An 18,748-nucleotide genomic window follows, 5' to 3' on the forward strand; every position below is an offset into this window, starting at 1 on the left:
AACCGTTTCTATAAACGCATCAACTGTTTGAATTCTTTTGCTTTCCCCGACTGACGGGGATTTCAGCATCAAGATTTTGTAAACGAAGCAGGTACGTATTGTGAAACCACGGTACGATTTCATGGATCTTCGTCACGTTTACCGAATAGGAACGATGACAGCGATAAAAGAGATCCTCTGTTACTTGCGATTGAAAAACAGAGATTGTAGAAGGAATAGAATAGACTTCATCTTTTGTATGGATGATCGTCTGCTTTTCACTCGCTTCGGCATAATAAATCTCATCTACATCAATAACGTAAATTTTATCGTTTTTCCATACATTAATGCGTTCAGTTACGTTTGAGGTTGCCTTAATAAGCGGATCCTCAGCTTGTTTTTTCAAAAAATGAGTTTCAAGCTTTGACAGCATAGCAGCGACACGTTTTTCACTATATGGCTTTAGAATGTAATCAAAGGCTTCAAGCTCAAAGGCTTTTGCCGCATGCTCTTTATAGGCTGTTGTAAAAATGATCGTTGGTTTTGTCTCAAATTTACGTATATGGCCTGCAAGCATCATGCCATCTAAGGAAGGAATATTAATATCTAAAAAGATCGCATCTGGCTCGTGATCCTGCAAATATTTGAGAACGTCTATTCCATCATCAAAGCATTCAAGCACCTCAATGTGACTATGGGTTTCTATTAAATACTGTAGCTCTTTTTGAGCTGGCATCTCATCTTCAACAATTATCGCTTTCATTATCCATCCGTCCTTTTAGCTACATCAAAATAGATAAGTGTCCCTGGATTCAATCTACGAATCACTAATCCTTCTCCGTAAATCAGTTTTACGCGCTGATGAACATTTGCTAAACCGATCGATTTAGGAGAGACCTGATCTGAGTACAGCTGATCAATAATCTCCTGACTGATCCCCACTCCCGTATCCATAACAGTAATTCTAACCTTTTCATCAAGGTCCTCAACACGAATCGTAACTGCACCCTGCTGCTTGCCTTTTTGTACACCGTGATTGATTGCATTCTCCACAAGCGGTTGAATAAGTAAGCTAGGAATGCGCACGTCCACCGAGTCAATTTCATAATGAACCTTTAAGCGGTCACCAAACCGTGCTTTTTCAATTTCTACATAATCTTGCACCTGCTCAAGTGCCTGCGAAATCTCAATCATCTCATCTGTTAGCTCCAGGTTATAACGTAAATACCCAGATAAATTAATGATCAATTCCCTTGCATGCACAGGGTCCGTTCGTGTGGTTGAAGCTATTGCATTTAACGCATTAAATAAAAAGTGTGGGTTAATCGTTGCTTGAAGGGCCTTAAGTTCAGCTTTCTCCGCCCCTGCTCGAACTTGTTCAATTCGAGAAATTTCCATTAAAGTAGAGATAATCTGAGCTAAACCTATCGCCATCGTTTGCAGGGAATCAGTAATCTTGTTGGCTTTTTGATAATAAATTTTGAGTGAACCTGTTATCTCATTATGCTCCTTAAACGGAATAATTAAGAGACATTGAATTTGTGGTGTATGATGATCTGCGACTTGATTGCGGATGGTAATCTCCCCGCTTTTTATGGATTGCTTTGTCAGTTCACTATTTATCTTGCTTCCAAGCCGAGTATCGTTCTTCCCCATAACCTACATAGGCTAAAACATGATTCGTATCTGTAATCGCCACAGCATCCGCATCAATATCTTCTTTTATTATCTGACAGATAGTGTGAAGCGAATCTTGATTAATCGAACGAAAATATGGCAGAGTTTTATTGGCAATCTCAAGCGCCATTTTCGATTGAGCCGCAGCGACACGTTCTTTCTCGCCTTCAATATTCAACACAAGAAGAATAATAAGTCCAATACTAATTTCACCAAGAATCATAGGAACAGCAATAATCGAGACAATTTCGACACCTACATCAAAAGGCTCGGCCAAAAGTAGAATTAATCCCATCGTAAGGATTTCACAGAACATACCTACCGCTATCCCGATAACCCACCAATTTTGCTTTTTCACCTTAAAGTGAACAATACCAGCCATGATTCCAAGCCGTGATACTAGTAATTAAACAAGGAATAGCCGTCACTCCACCAATATCAATCACATATCTGTGAACCCCCGAAACCACACCAGTAATAATCCCGACCCATGGACCAAACAGAATCCCACCAGCCACTATAGCAATGGTCCTCACATTAACAAGTGACCCTTCCACTTCAATCCCAGAGTACGTACCAAACAAAGCAAATGCACAAAAAACAATCGTCACAACGGACAACTCACGCGGGGACGTTAATTTATCCTTTTGCAAAAGCTCTCTAAAGCCAGGAATTTTTGTTAAAAAGTATAAGCATATTAAAAGCAGCGCCGCCCGTTCAAGAAGGTGGATAAACATCTCAAGATACGTATTCATGATCGTCTCCTCTAAAGCTAATTTCTCTAGTTTATCAGACTTTATACATGTAAACGTAATCATTGAGGAAGTGGAATGAATTGACGGGTGTGGAAGCGTAAATGCTAGGTTGGGAAGGGGTTTTGGGGTAGCTGGATGTAGTTTTGATTGGGTGGATTATCGTTTCACTTGTGACTCCATCGTTTCAATTTGGGAGGTTATCGCTTCACTTGGGGCTCCATCGTTTCAATTTGGGTGGCTATCGTTTCACTTGAGGCTCCATCGTTTCAATTTGACTGGCTATCGTTTCACTCGAGACTCCATCGTTTCAATTTGGGTGGCTATCGTTTCACTTCGGGCTCCATCGTTTCAATTTGGGTGGCTATCGTTTCACTTCGGGCTCCATCGTTTCAATTTAGATGGCTATCGTTTCACTTGGGGCTCCATCGCTTCACTTTGGATGGCTATCTCTTCACTCGGGGCTCCATCGTTTCAATTTAGATGGCTATCGTTTCACTTAAGGCTCCATCATTTCAATTTGGGTGGCTATCGTTTCACTTGAGGCTCCATCGCCCCATCCAACACCCCCACCACAAAAAAACAGCAAACACCATATGATGTTTACTGCTTCTACTGTTTATTTTGTTGGAGCCAGTTCTACTGCATCTTTGTAAGCTGCAATAAGGCTACGTTCGTCGGCAATATTTTTACCAGCGATATCAAATGCGGTTCCGTGGTCAACGGATGTGCGGATAATTCCACCTTTTAGTCCAACTGTGATATTGACTCCGGCTTCAAGTCCCATGACTTTAATTGGAACGTGGCCTTGGTCGTGGTAGCAGGCTACTACGATATCAAAGTCGCCGCGGGCTGCTCTGAAGAATAGTGTGTCTGCAGGATAAGGTCCTTCGACGTTAATGCCTTCACCTTGAGCTTGTTTGATTGCAGGAATAAGTTTTTCTTCCTCTTCACCTTCACCAAACAGTCCATTTTCTCCGGCATGTGGGTTAATTCCACAGACAGCAATACGCGGATTTTCAATACCGGCATTTTTTAATGTTTCGTCTGCGAGCGTAATCACTTTGTGCGTACGCTCTGGATTAATGGTATCGATCGCTTTGCGCAGCCCAATGTGTGTGGTCAAATGAATGACTTTTAGATTAGGTGCAGACAGCATCATTGAGAAGTCTTTTGTGCCTGTAAGCTCGGCTAAGATTTCGGTATGGCCTGGATACATATGACCTGCTTTTTGCATGGCTTCTTTATTAAGAGGCGCTGTGCAGATCGCATGAATTTTTGATTCCTTGGCAAGCTCTACTGCTTTTTCAACGTAACGGAATGCCGCGTCTCCTGCTTTTTCACTAACTTGACCGAATGGCAAATCTTTCGGAAGTAACTTCAGATCAATGACTTCAATCGTGCCTGGTTCAAATACACATTCTGATGGATCTTGAACAGGAACAACATTAAGTTCTGTTTTTGTTATGTCTACAGCACGTTCCATTAACTCGTAATCACCAATGACAAGCGGGCGACCTAATTGAAATAGTTCTCCTGATGCAAAGGCTTTTGAAATAATTTCGGGCCCAACTCCTGCTGCGTCTCCCATAGTAATGCCAATGATTGGATTCTTCACTTTGTAGTTCCCTCCATAAAAAATTGATAAATGTTGCTGAATGTAAATTCGGTTCCAAATGCTCCAGCCTTTGTGATAGCGTAGGTGCCAGCAAGCGATCCGGTAAATATTGAAATTGGAATTCCCGTTTCAAATTCATCAATTAAATCAAGCTGACTCACCGAAACTCGTTTGCATAGCGCTTTGGCTGTATCTCCACCCGTCATCACAATCGCTTGGAATGAGTGAGACAAGGTGAGATTTTCCCCAACTGCTGCGAGAAGTGAAACAATGCGTTGGCTGATAATTGATAAAGCAATCTTCTGTTCTTCAGCATAAGCATAAACGGCATCAATTTCATGTCGCTCTGTTCCAGAGAAAATAACAGGAATCTTTTGTTCTTCAAGTATTGAATGTGCCTCTTTACTAACACGCTCAAATTCACTTGCTCTTACAAATTCATCCTCATTCACTGCTTTTAGAGCGTCAATTTTTATCCCAACAGCACTTTCTTGTTTCAGCAATTGCTGAACCTGTTTGCGGCTGATATCACTCATACTTCCAACTAAATATAAAATCGGCAGAGTAGGATCTTTTCTTTCTACCTGTCTTTTCACACCACTGCTTTTTATTTCTAAAGCAGAGGAAAGTCCTGCTGAACCGGCGAGAAGAATATGATCTTGTGAAGTTTGTGCAAACTCAGCAATTGCTTTTAGTGTATGAGAGCTTGTCGCATCACAAATGAAAACACAGCCCTTTTCCGTTTGTTGTTGTCTTAGCCAAGTTGTGATCTTCTCATGAGCTTTGGTCCACAGCTCTTCTGGAACCTCTAAAAGCTGCCCCTTAAACTGCCTTCCAACATGATCTGCTATACGCGAGTCTTTAACCGGATCTGCTTCATTTAACGCAAATTCCGTTTCCCCAATTGCGGTGCCGTCTACATATAAAATTCCTTTATCAACTGTACGCTTACTTTCAGGAAAACTTGGTGTTAGCAAAACATAATCAGGCTTGTCCGCTTGGATCATTGCATAAAGCTCTGCACCAACATTTCCCCTTAAAGTAGAATCCACTTTTTTAAATAGAATCTCTGGTTGATACGTTGCCAATACATCCATAGATGATTTGATTGCTTCCTTGGCATCATCTTGACTCATAGCGCGGCTGTCTGTATCAATGACTACAGCCTCAAGCGGTTCATTTGTCTCTTGCTCATTATTAAGCCAGACAGCGGTTTTCAGCCCGCTTTTTGCAAGCTGCACACCACTGTCATTAGCTCCTGTAATATCGTCCGCTATGATAGCGACCTTCATCAAACTCACTCCTCTGAAGTTACCAGGTCTTGCTTGCCATTCTTTTTCTCTAATCGTTTTGCTAAGTACCCAACGAATATAGGAAGCAGGATGGCGGTTGTTACGACACTTGCTGCCACTTGAACGGTTGCAAGTTCTACGTTATAAGCAAAAGCTGTACTTGCTGTTGCGATTGCAGCTTGGTGTTGCCACTGCATTACCTGCTGTCGAGCCTTCCGCTGCACCAACAAGTGGATTCCATTTAAATAATTTAAAAATAAAGTACCCACTAAAACCAGTTACCAATACTACAAGTACACCTAATACAACCCCAGGAATTCCACCTTCAACGATTGCTGAGAAGCTAATGTTCATACCCAATGCAAATGCGAAAAACGGAATAAGCATATCTGAACCTTTCCCTAAAAAGCTACGCATATCTTCATCTATATTTCCAAGAATAAATCCGATAACAATTGGAAGAAGAACACCGATAAATGCTGTAATCGAGAAGAATCCGCCTTGCAATCCCACAGCGCCTAATACAGACAGCGTTAACATTGTAAATAAAGGACCATCGTTCATTGCTAGTACTGAATAAGCTGCTTTATCTTCACTTTTACCGTATTGTCCAGCTAATGCGACATACAATCCACCGTTAGAGTTGGTCATTGCCGCAATAACTGCGATTGGAGCAAGTCCAAGAAATAAACCTTCTGCGCCTCCGGCAAGAAGGAAGATAATAGCTCCAATGATTCCACCAAAAACCCATTTCACTCCTAGAAGTGTGAATCCTTTACCGAATGCTACACCAAAACTTTTTACGTTAATTTGTGACCCTGCGCATAATAGAAATAGTGCAATTAATGTCGAGGCACCGTTTACAAAAAGCGCTTCCGTAAAGTTACCAATTCTTAAAGCCTGAGGCATTATTGTATTAATAAGTGCTCCTAACAATAATGGAACAACCATCATTCCGCCTGGAATCTTTTCAATTGATTGCTTTAGTCTCATTATCTTACCAACCCTCTGTTTTATTTTGCAATACTTTTGTTTTTAAAAACGTTTGTGCACACGTTTACACTACTAAATATACTGTTTTAAAATAAAAATACAATAAAAAACTAAAATAAGTTGCTAAATGCAACACTATTTTAGTTTCCTCCAGACAGTGGTTCGATTTATATTTAGGCGTTTAGCTGTTTTAGATTGATTAAAGCCCTCATCCTCAAGGACCTTTTGAATGATTTCACTTTCCATCTCATCAAGCGATTTTGTTAGATCAAGGTGAATAAATCCTTCTTTCTCTTGTTCAGCACGATCAACCTGTAGCAAAATATGAGGTGAATCAGCTCGTTCAATTTCACGGAAAATCAAATCTCTAAATGAAACAAGAGAATGACGATGTGAAAGTTCTTGAATTTCAGACGAGGTATTCTTTATCCCAATCACTTGTTTGCCATATCGACTATTAGCACGTGAGATAAAAGCTCGAATAAAGCTCAAATCATGCTGTAACCTCTTAGACAACGTCGGTAGTTCAAAAACTCTTCCTTCAAAAACGCGAAGTTCGATCTGCGATTCACAGAAAAAGACAACTGGATTTGCATACTGGTTTGCCGCCTCTACAATTTCTAGCTGTTTTGAAGGTAGCAGTTGATCAAGATGTAAAAGAAATAATGGCATCTGCGTACTAAATAATAGGTCTATATCGACTTCTTTATTTAAATCGCATTCAATGGCCCATTGGTTAGCTAGGATCGCTTCGGTTATACATCGCTCTCCAGAACCTTCTACTGAAGTAATTAAAATCGGACCTTCCTTTTCAACAACTTCGTTAAAATGATTTTCCAGGACAATATCTGTACCTAAAACAAGTGGCAGAGATAGACCATCTGTTTGAAACCATCTACAGAAACTAGGGATGACTTTTTCCATTGAGCGAATATAAACAATTGAATGATTCAACTTCTCTTTTAACGGTTGTACATATATTTGATACGGCTTCCCATTGCTATATAAGATGTGTCTAAGTTCTTGATTGTATTCATATTCATTTAACTCAAATAACGCCTGTAACATCATACCTAGATTTTCTTTTTTCTCAAGCTTTTTTAACGTATCACTTTTAAATCGAATTTCCTTTTCTTCAACAATGAAATAAGGCTCCTCTATCTCCTTGGCTAGTACTTTGTAGAGTTGATTTTCTTCATCATAAAAATGGTGTACCTGACGAATTGTCTCAGCCTGTTCAAATGCCTGCTTCACTGATTCCTCACCTGAAGTAATCAGAATGCCTTCCACACCGTACCGTTGGGCAATCTGATTTGTTACGGTGTCACCAATTATGACCCGACGACCCGACTCTTTCGCACGAATGACAGCTTTTTCAACTTCATTTTCTGATTCTATAGATGTGATCGGAACCTCAATTCCCAACAATTGAGAAATTTCATAAAAATCACTCGATATATTCTCAAACGCAATAATTTCCGCCCCATCCTTTTCATCCTGAATCAGCAAAAGCGTTCTCAGAATGTCATACCCCGATATCGGAATCTCCACTACCTGTTTACTTGTGTGAGCCTTGATAATTTTAGCTGTACCACCACGACTAATATATAAATCCGTTTTATCATCAACCTTCTCAATAATTGGAATAGCCTCTTGTAAATCAGCAAGATACAATTCGTATTTCATCTGTTTTTGCTGCTGAATCACTCGTTTAACTGTTTTTTGAAGTCCCTCATAAGGGGCAATAACCGTTATATGCATGGCTTTCATTTTCATCAGCTCCCACTTCCGCTACTTCCACTAGTATAACGAATCACAAAGTGAATAACGAGAATAGAGTCATTTTTCGAGGAATGTTACGTTTAGCAAGATCAGGCGTGGTTTAGTAAGGGCAAGTAGGTTTTAGCAAGAGGTTTTGATTTTTTAATAAGAGCTGTCTCCTTTCTACAAGAGGTTTTGCTTCCTTAATAAGATCCACCTCCATTTAGTAAGAGTCTTCCGTTCTTTAGCAAGATCCACTTGCTCATACCAAGAGATATCCCTTCTTCACCCAGACACTCCGCCTCACACCAAGAGCTTCACCTCCTAGACCAAGATCCTCATCCTCATACCAAGAGCTTTACCTCCTTCACCAAGATCCTCCTCCTCACACCAAGAGCCCCCCCTTCACCAAGATCCTCCTCCTTCAATCAAGAGCTTTCCCGTTTCACGAAGAACATTCCCACCTTACCAAGACTCTCCAATCCGTATCACACTAAAAAAAAGACGAACCGGACAATGAATTGTCCATTCCGCCTACGTTTCAGTCTATTGGATTTTGTTACTTTCGTTTGGCTTTTTATCCTTGCAAATCTTGTTCCAATCGATCTACATACTGTTTTGCTTCAGCTAATGGCAATGAATGAGCCATGCGCAATTCCTTGATGGCCTTTATCTTATTGCCTTCTTTAAGATGCTGACGCAGTCGAGTATTTAAATCAGAGTCCTGTGACACATTTTCTTGGATTTGCACAGCATCTGCCGCCGATTTTTGCGCTAATCTAGAACGCAAGCTTATAACATTTAATAAAAGCAACATCACAACAACTGCTAGGATAATAATAACTGTCGTCTCCACGATCCTAACCACCTTTCAACTCTTCCTCTTCATTCTATCATGTTGGTTCAAGCTCTTTTAATAATTGTTGAGTTAGCTGTTGAAACGTCTCGACAATTGGCTTTTCAAAACGGAGGGGCTTCACCACACTCCAAAAAGGGCGAGTAATGCTCAGGTTGGCAAACGGCACGTGGACGAGTAAGCCATTTTGGATTTCTTGTTGCACAGCATAATGAGATAAAAAACCGTAACCCAAGCCTGACTGAACAGCACTTTTTACAGCTTGTGTTGTGTTTAGTTGAAGATGCGGTTCGAGTTTTAGTCCCGCCTGCTTAACCATCAGATGTTTTTCAACAATGATTCGAGTGGATGATTTCGGTTCGCGTGCAATGTACCGTTCCTCTCGCAGTTCCTGAGGCAGGATGTGGGTTCGTTTTGACCAAGGATGTGTGGGATTCACCACCAGAATAACTTTATCCTCAATCATCGCTTGTTTCCGTAGTGAATCTGTATGTATTTCTCCTTCTACAAAAGCTAGATCAATTTGTTGATCCTCTAGCATTTTTAAAATGGTTCGTGTATTTTGGATTGTGACCTGCACGTCAGAATCGTCATGTATTTGATTAAAAGCCGCAACCACAGTAGGCATCATATATTCCCCTAAAGTGAAAGAAGCACCCACTTTCAAATCACGTTTTGTCTTGTGATCTGTGAATGCAACGGACTCAAGAGAGTTTTGATAATCCTGGATAATTGCTTTTGCATGTGGATAGAGCACACGCCCCGCCTCAGTAGGAGTTACCTTGCCACTTCCACGATGAAGAAGCATGGCTCCATAATGTTCCTCAAGATAGTGCATATATTTTGTCACAGAAGGCTGAGAGATGTACGCACTCCGTCCTGCTGCGCTGATACTTCCTTCCTCCACAATTAAACAAAAAAGCTCTAGCCACCTTAAATTCATCTGAAATTTTGCCTCCTACTAAACCACTAATGAAATGCCTATACCAATAACAAGAATCGCCAACAAACGTGTCAGGTAAACAGCTTTTAAACGAGAAGATACATACACACCTATTTGCGAGCCGATTAGTACTCCAATTCCACTCCAAAACGCAATATACCAGTCGATTTGACCTTGCACATACGAAGGGACCGTCCCCACAAATGAGTAGATCACAAGCGCAAAAATCGAAGTTCCAGCCGCTTGATGAAAGGGCAGTTTCCATGCAAACACTAAAATCGGAACTAACAAAAATCCACCACCTACCCCAAAAAAGGAAGACAGCATGCCAATCATACACCCAATCAGCGGGAGTAAATGAATGGACGCAGATTGAATATTACCCGAAGCAACCTCTTCCTTAGGTGGACTCTTTATCATCAGAAAAACGCCTAAACCAATCATCAACAAAGCAAATGCTGTGTAAAACAGTTGTGCTTCTATGCCCACAAGTAACCATCTGCCAAGTAACGTACCAGGAACCGCACCCACCGAAACCAAAAGCCCCATTTTAAAAAGAACTTGACGCTTTTTTACATAAGCATACAAACCCGAAAGACTACTGATCAGCACAATAAAAAGCCCAGTCCCAGCAGCCACCTCGGGCGACAAACCATATATCAATAACAGCAGCGGAACAAGAATAAATCCTCCGCCAGCCCCAATCATCATGCCATACGCACTCGATGCAAAACCTATTAATAAAAGAATAAGATACATATCACAACAGTCCTTCATATCTGATTCTCTTATCATACAAAGAGATACAGTTCAAAAACGGACATGTCGAACATTAATATACCCTATATCAATTTGGCATGGACTTCTGATTTATGGCGCTTCTTTTGGATGATCCCTATCAATCTTTTCATCTATAGATTGAATATCACCAAGAACATCATCACCAAACAGACTCTTAACCTTAGTGCGCGCCCTATCCTTCGTTGCATCATCAATATAAGCAGCCACTAAAAGTAACGCACCCGTCAACGCAACCATATCATCCGTGTAGCCAATGATCGGAGTAATATCAGGAATAAAATCAAAAGGCATCACAAAATAACCAAGAGCCCCCAAAATCGTTGACCTAGCCTTTAACGGAAGATCTGGTTTTCTAAACGTATAATAAAGCAAAAACACCGCATAAACACCCGCTGCTCCAACCTTCTTGCCATATTTTTTTATTTTAAACCAAAATGACTTTTCATTAAACTCATCTTGATAAACTGAGAGTTTGCTCGGATCCGGTAATTCATTATGTTTCACCATGCGTATACACCTCCACTATTACTATACCCGAGTGTCTGGGGGTTAAGCTTTTAAAATTATCGTTTATGAAGAGGATAAGAAAGGGTGTAAAAGGAGTGTTTATTGCTATGAGTTCTCGGGATCGATAACTGACTGAGTAGACGGTAAGCTGTTTTAGAGGATGAAATCTGAAGAAAATCGCGGAATTGCCGATTGGTGATAGTGGGTTGAACTAATAGAAGAAAATCTTCAAGAGCTTGTATATGCGCATCCTTCGAGATGTTGTGACACATTTCACATTGCCAGCCGCCCTGAATTATTCCTCTTCTCATTTGGAGCGATTCACACTTTGGACACTGCACACCCGTTTGAATGTCCGAGGATGACATTTTATAAGACGGTACTATCGAGGAACAATCTTTTTGATGAGAGAGAACTAACATCTTGGATAAATTCTGTATTTGCTTTTGATCTAGTTTTATAGAAGAAGGACGTTGCTGCTGCTCACCAAGCAAATGAGGAATATCTTCAGCATGAGTGACACGCGGAGAATCAGAGTGAATCTTTGTCAGAGGGTTCGTAAATGCAACAAACTCATATATCGGCAGTAACGGCCACCCATTAAAAAGTAACCAATCCATCAACTGAAGTCTCTGCCTTTTAACTTGCAAATGGGGATTGGATATGACTTGTTCTTTCTCCTGAATTTGTCTAACCACCTGCCTTGGCGACTTTTGAAATTGAATATTTCCCGAGGTGTTTTTAGCCTCAATGATCCCGATAAAAGATGAATGTAACACAACAGTATCCATTTGAAAAAAGTGCCCGCTCTCAGCCTGAAGTCTCAAATCATGGATAAAATAAAAATCTCTTTCCTCGAGAAATGAGAGATAGTAATCAAGATTCCGCTCACCCCGGTATCCAGCCTCTCTTAATGATAAATCCTCATTTATTTTCGACTGAGCTGGATGTCCATCCTTCAACCTTCTTGCTAACGCACGCAACTGTAATAATATATATGGTACACTTCGCTTTTTAACAATAACCAGACTATCTCACCTCCATTTTGAACTAATAGTATTACTATGGATTCGCCTCACAAAAAGTATATCCTGCTTTTATTTTGGAAAGGACAGAGTTAAATTCCCAATACAGTAGCATTTTTGGATCATTAGCTTCGTTACTGACCTGTTAGATCTTGCTTTTGGCTCGTTACACCTGCTCCTGGCCTGTTAGACTCTCTCTTTGGCTCGTTACACCTGCTCCTGGCCTGTTAGACTCTCTCTTTGGCTCGTTACACCTGCTCCTGGCCTGTTAGACTCTCTCTTTGGCTTGTTACACCTGCTCCTGGCCTGTTAGACTCTCTCTTTGGCTTGTTACACCCACTTCCGGCCTGTTAGACTACCTCTTTGGCTCGTTACACCTACTCCTGGCCTGTTAGACTCTCTCTTTGGCTTGTTACACTGTTAGACTCTCTTTTTGGCTTGTTACACCTACTCGTGGCCTGTTAGACTACCTCTTTGGCCCATTACAACTGCTCCTGGCCTGTTACTTTCTCTCTTTGGCCCATTACCTCTGCTCCTGGCCCGTTAGTTCCTTTCTTTGGCTCGTTACCTCTGCTCCTGCCCCGTTAAATCCTCTCTTTGGCTCATCAGATCTCCTCTTGGCCTATTACTCTCTCTTTCTGGCTCATTAGATCTTATCTTGGCCTGTTAGTTCCTCTCTTTCTGGCTCATTACACCTGCTGGCCTGTTAGTTCCTTTCTTCCCCCAGCAAGTCGTGCATGCTCCCTTTCACATATTTCCTACTCACATCAAAAAAAAAAAAAAAAAAAAACTGTCAACCAAATCTCAGGGAATTGGTTGACAGACACTAATTACTATTCATTTAGACTTGCGATAAATCGTTTAAATGCTTTTACACCTGCTTCGTTTTGTTTAAAGACGCCGCAGTGGCTTAGTGCTTCTGAGAAGATGTGTCCTACTTCTTTTTGTAAGAGCGGTACGACCTCTTCTGTTGTGATGGATGGATGTTTGGCGATTAGTTCTTTCACCCATGAAACATGTTTACTGAGTTCTGGGTTCTTCAATAGCTTCTGTTCAGGATTGTCTGAAGCGATCACTTCTGCCAGCAGCAAGAGTTCCTTTTTCAAACGACCTGGTAAGATAGCTAGACCCATAACTTCTATTAAACCGATGTTTTCTTTTTTGATTGGGTGCACTTCGGCATGTGGGTGAAACAAGCCGAGTGGGTGTTCTACGGTTGTTCGGTTGTTCCGTAAAACAAGATCAAGCTCAAACTCTTGCCCGCGTCGGCGTGCAATGGGAGTGATTGTATTATGCGGCTCACCATCTGTCGATTGATCAATCTCTGCCTCAAGGTCTGTATAATTACGCCACTGTTCTAAAATATACGCCCCAAGCTGCTTCAAGCCGGTTGCGATCCTTTGCACGTAAGCGAATGACAGAGAGTGGCCATTTTAACAGACTCGCTTCAATTTCAGGGTAATATGGCAATTCAAAGGCTGTGAGCTGTTCGGCTCGTGCCATTGGAAATTCATATTGCCCTGCCTGATAATGATCATGCGAAAGAATTGACCCTCCGACAATTGGCAAATCCGCATTGGAGCCAATAAAATAATGTGGAAACCTCTCCACAAATTCAAGTAGCCGGCTAAAGGTCTGTTGGCTAATACGCATCGGCCGTTTTATCGCGGATAGTACTATGGCATGCTGGTGGTAATACACATATGGCGAGAACTGAATCAACCATGGCTCCTCACCTAGTTGAACTGGGACCTGACGAAGATTCTGTCTTGCCGGGTGATTGATTCGACCTGCATAACCTACATTGCCTTTATCTAGAAGCCCATCGGGATAAGAGCTTGCAGTAAGAGTGCGTCCTTTTGCAATATCCTTGGGGTCTAGCTCAGGTTTAGATAGATTTATGGTTACCTCTAGTTCTCCGTAAGATTGCGTAGATGTCCACGATTCGTTTAAAGCGACTCGGTCCATCCTTATATAGTTTGTGTCCTTTGCAAGTTCATAAAAAGCAGCCGTTGCTTCTTCTGGACCATTTGATTTGTAGGTTTTATAAAACGTTTCAGTGACCGCACTTGGCCATGGAGTGAGACAGCCCATGAGCTTGGTATCCCATAAATCACGCTGAAGAATTGAATCCTCAAGCAGACCTTGCTCAACAGACCAGTCTGTAATTGGTTTCAATAAATCTGAGACTGTCCAATCCTCATTGTGTGCAACGTCAGCAGGAAAAGCTTCATCTAAGCCAAGTACCTCAAGGAGTCGATTTCGCGCGTATTCACGATCCCCTTCACCAAGCAGCTTTTTTGTTGTAGCAAACTCCAGTATATTCTCTATATGATGATGAATTGTCAATACGAACTCTCCCTTCATTTCCCGTTACGCAAGCTCATGTACCCCTGATCCTGCATCACTTACATAAAAGGTTGGTGCCCAGCCAATCGCTTTCTCATACTCTGTCAACACTTGCTCAAAAAATACATCCAGCTTCTCTTCAGAAACTAGGCTAACCGTACACCCACCAAATCCTGCACCAGTCATTCTTGATCCAATGCAACCTGGAATTTGTCTTTGGATGTTAACTAAGTGATCGAGTTCAATACCTGTGACTTCATAATCAGTGGCAAGCGACTCATGTGATTGATCCATAAGCTTTCCAAAGGCCTCAAGTTCTCCATTTTTTAATACGTTCACTGCATCAATCACTCGTTGATTCTCCGTCACAACGTGATTAATCCGGTTACGAATGGTTGGATCCTTGATTTGCACCTTATGTACTTGCCAGTCTGCTTCCGTACACTCACTTAAGGACTGAATCTGAAGCCCAAGATCTTTTAGCTGTCTTAAGCCCTCTTCACACTCGGCTCTGCGTTCATTATACTTTGAATCCGCTAATTCACGTCGCTTATTTGTATTAGTAATGACCACTTTATACTGCCCCAAATCGAGCGGCACTTTCTCATAATCAAGTGATGCCGTATCAATAAATAATGCGTGATCTTTTTCACCTAAACCAACAGCAAACTGATCCATAATTCCGCTATTTACACCCATAAATTGATTCTCAACGATCTGACTCAGTTTTGCTAATTCTACGCGACTCAAGTCCGCCCCTGTTAACTCTGACACCATAAATGCAGCTACCATCTCAAGTGACGCAGAAGAAGATAAACCTGCACCATTTGGAATGTTGCCCCACACGTAGAGATCAGCACCATTTAAGGAATAGCCTTTCTCGTCAAACGCATGCAGAACACCCTTAATATAGTTTCCCCATGTATGCGATTCCAAATAATGAAGCTCTTGATTACTAAACTGAACGTGATTTTCCATATTACCGCTGATGAGTCTGTAGAGCCCATCATTCCTCTGGCGCACTGCGATATACGTGCCTTGTGTCAAGGCTGCAGGAAAAACAAATCCTCCATTATAATCTGTATGCTCTCCAATCAAATTCACGCGTCCCGGTGCGAAAAAAATTCGCTCATAAGTCTGACCTTCAAATGCGTCACTAAATGCCTTGATTACTTTTTCCTTATCACTCACTATCATCATTCCTCTCAATTAAAGCTGAAGAAAGCAGGAGCTTATCACTCCCGCAATCTTATGTTCTATTTTGATAGAATCATATAGTTATAAGCTTCCACTGTTATTATACCTGAGCGCGCCGTTCCTGTAAGCGCATTTATATACTGAATATTACTTTCTAATTCAACCTGCTGAGCTTCTTCACTAAAGTTCATTACAAACACATAGTCTGTCTCACCATCTGTACGTTTTTGCACACTAACTCCCCCAGGAATAGCCGCGTCCAAAATACGTGTAAGACTTAGTTCAGTTGCAAGCTCACTGTAGAAATCATCGTAAAAACGTTGTTCATTTGAAGAAGCCATATAGTAGGCTTTTCCAGCTTCTACTTGGTTAACTGTCAGAGCAGGACGCTTGTCATATCCACCTGATTCAAAGGTACCTAACACCTCTGCCTCATTCGCATGCACACGCTCACAGTAGTCTGTCACGTTATACGTGCGACCTGCTGTTGAGACTTTAATGCCATGCTCTGGGTACAAGCTATCAATTTCTTCAGCCCATACACCTAATAGATTCTTTAATGGACCTGGAAACCCTCCTAAGAAACACAAATCATTTTCATTAACGATTCCGCTCCAATACGTTGCAATAAAGGTTCCTCCTGCTTTGACAAACGCTTCAATCCGTTCAGCAACACCCGGCTTAATCATATACAGCATTGGCCCAACAAGCACCTTATACTTGGAGAAATCACCCTCCATGCTGATGACATCAACTGGGATTCCTTGCTTCCAGAAACTGTGATAATGAGCTTGGCACTGTTCCGAATACTTTTTATTAATATTGTTTAACGCTTGAGCGTCATCAATAGCCCAGTTGTTCTCAAAATCAAAGACAACAGCTACTTCTGGAGCAACCGATGTTCCCGCTACCGGCTGAAGCTTATTCAGCTCATCTCCAAGTCTTGCAACCTCTTGAAATACACGAGTATGTTCTGTTCCGGAATGATCCACAACTGCTCCGTGGAACTTCTCAGATGCGCCGCGTCCTTGTCTCCATTGGAAATAAAGGATCGAATCGGCTCCATGAGCCACAGCCTGGATGGCTGAAAGTGCATGTACACCCTCTTCTTTTGTCTTATTGATATCATGCCAGTTCACAAGACTCGGTGTATTCTCCATGATAAGAAATGGCTGTCCATCCTTTAATGAGCGATATAAGTCATGTACAAAACCAACATCAGAAGCTAATTTTGTTGTTGTTTGACCTTCAATATGCCAAGGTGGGTAGCTGTCCCATGTCACAATGTCCATTTCTTTAGCAAACTTATTATAATCAATCCCAAGGAATGGTCTCATATGTGGGTAATTACCCATAAAGTTTGTGGTAACTGGAATGCTCGGATCTACCGCACGTAATGGAGCGATCTCATGTTTGTAAAAATCAATCGTCTGATCACTTACAAAACGTCTCCAATCCAGATTCATGCCATGCACCATGTTTTCACCATGTGGAGCAGGTGATTCAACTTGCGACCAATCATTAAAACGATGACTCCAGAAACCAGTCCACCACGCTTGGTTCAACTGTTCAAGATCGTTGTTATATTTCTCTTTTAACCATGTGCGGAATGCATCCTGACACAAATCACAATGACACTCTCCACCGTATTCATTTGAGATATGCCACATAATAAGCGAAGGGTGGTTTGCATATCGCTCCGCTAACTTTTCATTCATAATACGCACTTTCTCTCTATAGACAGGAGAAGTAAAGCAATGGTTATGTCTTAACCCATGCAAATTACGCACGCGATTTTTTTCAACTCGTAGTACCTCCGGATACGTTTGCGAAAGCCATGCAGGACGTGCTCCACTCGGTGTTGCTAGTATGACGTGACTACCCTCTTCAGCTAAACGATCCATAATCTTATCTAACCAGCCAAAATCAAACTCTCCCTCTGTGCGTTCGATGGCACTCCAACCAAAGATATTAAGAGAAAATGTGTTGGTATTAGCAAGCTTCATTAAGCGATAATCTTCTTCAATAATCTCTGGCATATGCAGCCATTGATCAGGATTATAATCTCCACCGTGCAAAAAGCCTTTTACGTTTTCATGTATTAATGGATAACGCACAAACTCACGTCCTTCGTTCAAAATTATATAGTATGGTTTAGCCCTTCGTTCCACCCTGTGTTAAACCGGAAACAAATTGCTTTTGTACGATTAAGAAAAGAACAGTAACTGGAATTGCAATCAAAAGTGCTCCAAGCAGCAAATGTCGTATAACTTGCTCCCATTGGATCTGAGACTAAGTTATATAAGCCAATTGGCAATGTATACATTTCTGGTGTACGAACAATGACACTCGCAAGAATGAAGTCACCAAGTGGACCTGTAAACGAGTTAATCGCAACAACCGCAAGGATCGGTTTAGCAAGTGGCATAATAATTTGAATAAAAATTCTAAAGTGACTCGCACCATCAATTCGCGCTGATTCGTCCAAGTCCTTTGGAATCGAATCTAAATAACCTTTCATTAGGTACGTATTCATTGGAATTTGACCGCCAGCATAAATCAAGATCAGTAAAAAGTGGCTGTTTATCAAACCAAGCATTTGTGCCAAAACAAAGATCGCGATTAACGCTGAAAATTGTGGAATCATCTGCAATAGTAAGAACAGCATTAAACCATTTTTTCTACCTTTAAAACGAAATCTTGAGAAAGCGTAGCCAGTGAAACTAACAAAGATTAATGTCAGAACCATGGTCATTAATCCAATTTTCATGGAATTCATGTACCACTGAAGATATAAAATTCGGTTTGATGTAAAAAGCTCAACATAGTGTGAGATGGTTGGATTTTTCGGAATCATCGTCGTACTAATTAAGCTATTTCCCGGGTTAAAGGATGCACCAATCGCCCATAAGAGAGGATACAAAATCGCAATTACAACCACGATTAACACAGCATATGTGGCACTTAAGCGCAGCATATTAGATTGTTTTGTATTCAT

The 18,748-nt window shown here is 41.2% G+C and carries 10 protein-coding genes and 5 pseudogenes; all 15 read right to left on the reverse strand.

Going from position 1 to position 18,748, the window contains the following annotated elements; translation table 11 throughout:
- Positions 1-8: 8 nt before the first annotated feature.
- The 15 genes and pseudogenes from NDM98_RS10170 to ganQ all read right to left on the reverse strand — a co-directional run bounded on the left by NDM98_RS10170 (position 9) and on the right by ganQ (position 18,748).
- Positions 9-742 (reverse strand): annotated as a pseudogene (locus NDM98_RS10170) (LytR/AlgR family response regulator transcription factor).
- Positions 742-2,411, reverse strand: a pseudogene (locus tag NDM98_RS10175) (LytS/YhcK type 5TM receptor domain-containing protein). The pseudogenes NDM98_RS10170 and NDM98_RS10175 overlap by 1 nt, the downstream one beginning before the upstream one ends.
- Before the next feature lie 616 nt (positions 2,412-3,027).
- A complete protein-coding gene (pdxA, locus tag NDM98_RS10180; protein ID WP_251609068.1) occupies positions 3,028-3,999 on the reverse strand; it encodes a 4-hydroxythreonine-4-phosphate dehydrogenase PdxA in 972 nt (323 codons plus the stop codon).
- A gap of 23 nt (positions 4,000-4,022) precedes the next feature.
- Positions 4,023-5,318: a four-carbon acid sugar kinase family protein gene (locus NDM98_RS10185; protein ID WP_251607044.1), complete on the reverse strand. Its 1,296-nt coding sequence runs from the start codon at positions 5,316-5,318 to the stop codon at positions 4,023-4,025.
- A 5-nt stretch (positions 5,319-5,323) separates the two neighbouring features.
- Positions 5,324-6,311: pseudogene (locus NDM98_RS10190) on the reverse strand (2-keto-3-deoxygluconate permease).
- Positions 6,312-6,446: 135 nt separating this feature from the next.
- On the reverse strand, positions 6,447-8,081 hold the full coding sequence (locus NDM98_RS10195; RefSeq protein ID WP_251607047.1) for a sigma-54-dependent Fis family transcriptional regulator: 1,635 nt from the start codon (positions 8,079-8,081) through the stop codon (positions 6,447-6,449).
- Between the two features lie 568 nt (positions 8,082-8,649).
- Positions 8,650-8,928 carry a hypothetical protein gene (locus tag NDM98_RS10200; RefSeq protein ID WP_251607050.1) on the reverse strand — a complete coding sequence of 93 codons (279 nt, stop codon included), beginning with the start codon at positions 8,926-8,928 and terminating at the stop codon, positions 8,650-8,652.
- Between the two features lie 37 nt (positions 8,929-8,965).
- Complete coding sequence (locus tag NDM98_RS10205; RefSeq protein WP_251607053.1) at positions 8,966-9,871, reverse strand: LysR family transcriptional regulator; 906 nt, start codon at positions 9,869-9,871, stop codon at positions 8,966-8,968.
- A gap of 18 nt (positions 9,872-9,889) precedes the next feature.
- The gene (locus tag NDM98_RS10210) at positions 9,890-10,648 is read right to left on the reverse strand and encodes a sulfite exporter TauE/SafE family protein (RefSeq protein ID WP_251607056.1); all 759 of its coding nucleotides are present in this window, start codon (positions 10,646-10,648) and stop codon (positions 9,890-9,892) included.
- A gap of 93 nt (positions 10,649-10,741) precedes the next feature.
- On the reverse strand, positions 10,742-11,179 hold the full coding sequence (locus NDM98_RS10215) for a YkvA family protein (protein ID WP_251607059.1): 438 nt from the start codon (positions 11,177-11,179) through the stop codon (positions 10,742-10,744).
- 56 nt (positions 11,180-11,235) lie between these two features.
- Positions 11,236-12,141 (reverse strand): nuclease-related domain-containing protein, encoded by a 906-nt coding sequence (locus NDM98_RS10220; RefSeq protein ID WP_251607062.1) that lies wholly within the window; start codon positions 12,139-12,141, stop codon positions 11,236-11,238.
- 896 nt (positions 12,142-13,037) lie between these two features.
- Positions 13,038-14,571 (reverse strand): annotated as a pseudogene (locus NDM98_RS10225) (UDP-glucose--hexose-1-phosphate uridylyltransferase).
- A 6-nt stretch (positions 14,572-14,577) separates the two neighbouring features.
- Positions 14,578-15,750, reverse strand: a complete 1,173-nt coding sequence (locus tag NDM98_RS10230) for a galactokinase (RefSeq protein ID WP_251609070.1) — start codon at positions 15,748-15,750, stop codon at positions 14,578-14,580.
- A 59-nt stretch (positions 15,751-15,809) separates the two neighbouring features.
- On the reverse strand, positions 15,810-17,867 hold the full coding sequence (locus NDM98_RS10235; RefSeq protein WP_308807703.1) for a beta-galactosidase: 2,058 nt from the start codon (positions 17,865-17,867) through the stop codon (positions 15,810-15,812).
- A gap of 37 nt (positions 17,868-17,904) precedes the next feature.
- Positions 17,905-18,748: pseudogene (gene ganQ, locus NDM98_RS10240) on the reverse strand (galactooligosaccharide ABC transporter permease GanQ).

This window comes from Alkalicoccobacillus plakortidis (assembly GCF_023703085.1).
Taxonomy (GTDB): domain Bacteria; phylum Bacillota; class Bacilli; order Bacillales; family Bacillaceae_D; genus Alkalicoccobacillus; species Alkalicoccobacillus plakortidis.

What these genes read in the sequence shown, in the direction of transcription:
- NDM98_RS10215 (WP_251607059.1), bottom strand. Translation starts at nt 11,179, where the DNA reads ATGGTGAAACATAATGAATTACCGGATCCGAGCAAACTCTCAGTTTAT.
- NDM98_RS10230 (WP_251609070.1), bottom strand. Translation starts at nt 15,750, where the DNA reads ATGATAGTGAGTGATAAGGAAAAAGTAATCAAGGCATTTAGTGACGCA.
- pdxA (WP_251609068.1), bottom strand. Translation starts at nt 3,999, where the DNA reads ATGGGAGACGCAGCAGGAGTTGGGCCCGAAATTATTTCAAAAGCCTTT.
- NDM98_RS10210 (WP_251607056.1), bottom strand. Translation starts at nt 10,648, where the DNA reads ATGAAGGACTGTTGTGATATGTATCTTATTCTTTTATTAATAGGTTTT.
- NDM98_RS10205 (WP_251607053.1), bottom strand. Translation starts at nt 9,871, where the DNA reads ATGAATTTAAGGTGGCTAGAGCTTTTTTGTTTAATTGTGGAGGAAGGA.
- NDM98_RS10185 (WP_251607044.1), bottom strand. Translation starts at nt 5,318, where the DNA reads ATGAAGGTCGCTATCATAGCGGACGATATTACAGGAGCTAATGACAGT.
- NDM98_RS10195 (WP_251607047.1), bottom strand. Translation starts at nt 8,081, where the DNA reads ATGAAAGCCATGCATATAACGGTTATTGCCCCTTATGAGGGACTTCAA.